Annotated in this window: 1 rRNA gene; it reads left to right on the forward strand. The window is 56.5% G+C overall.

From position 1 onward, the window contains the following. Positions 1-1,061, forward strand: a 23S ribosomal RNA gene (locus AC6H2I_RS30405); the annotation flags it as partial.

Genomic DNA, 1,061 nt, shown 5'->3' on the forward strand with positions numbered 1-1,061 from the left:
GATTTCCGAATGGGGCAACCCACCCCTTAGGGGGTATCCTGGAGTGAATCCATAGGTCCAGGAGGCGAACCCGGCGAACTGAAACATCTAAGTAGCCGGAGGAAAGGACATCAACCGAGACTCCGTAAGTAGTGGCGAGCGAACGCGGACCAGGCCAGTGGTCATGGGGAAGCAACCGGAAGCGTCTGGAACGGCGCACCACAGCGGGTGACAGTCCCGTACGGGTAAGTGAACCATGATCCTCGAGTAGGGCGGGGCACGTGAAACCCTGTCTGAACATGGGGGGACCACCCTCCAAGCCTAAGTACTCCTCAGTGACCGATAGTGAACCAGTACCGTGAGGGAAAGGTGAAAAGCACCCCGACGAGGGGAGTGAAACAGTTCCTGAAACCGGATGCCTACAAGCAGTGGGAGCCTCTTCATGGGGTGACCGCGTACCTTTTGTATAATGGGTCAGCGACTTACAGTAAGCAGCGAGCTTAAGCCGATAGGCGAAGGCGCAGCGAAAGCGAGTCTGAAGAGGGCGCCCCCTTAGAAATAAGGGATAGTTGCTTGCTGTAGACCCGAAACCTGATGATCTAGCCATGGCCAGGTTGAAGGTGCGGTAACACGCACTGGAGGACCGAACCCACGCCTGTTGAAAAAGTCGGGGATGAGCTGTGGCTAGGGGTGAAAGGCCAATCAAATCAGGAAATAGCTGGTTCTCCGCGAAAGCTATTTAGGTAGCGCGTCGGATATCACCGCCGGGGGTAGAGCACTGGATGGGCTAGGGGGGCGCGAGCCTTACCAAACCTAACCAAACTCCGAATACCGGTGAGTGCAGTCCGGCAGACAGACGGCGGGTGCTAAGGTCCGTCGTCGAGAGGGAAACAGCCCAGACCGCCAGCTAAGGTCCCCAAATGATGGCTAAGTGGGAAAGGATGTGGGAAGGCCATGACAACCAGGAGGTTGGCTTAGAAGCAGCCATCCTTTAAAGAAAGCGTAATAGCTCACTGGTCTAGTTAAGCCGGCCTGCGCCGAAAATGTAACGGGGCTCAAGCCATCTACCGAAGCTGCGGGTG

The organism is Azospirillum sp. NS33 (assembly GCF_059703765.1).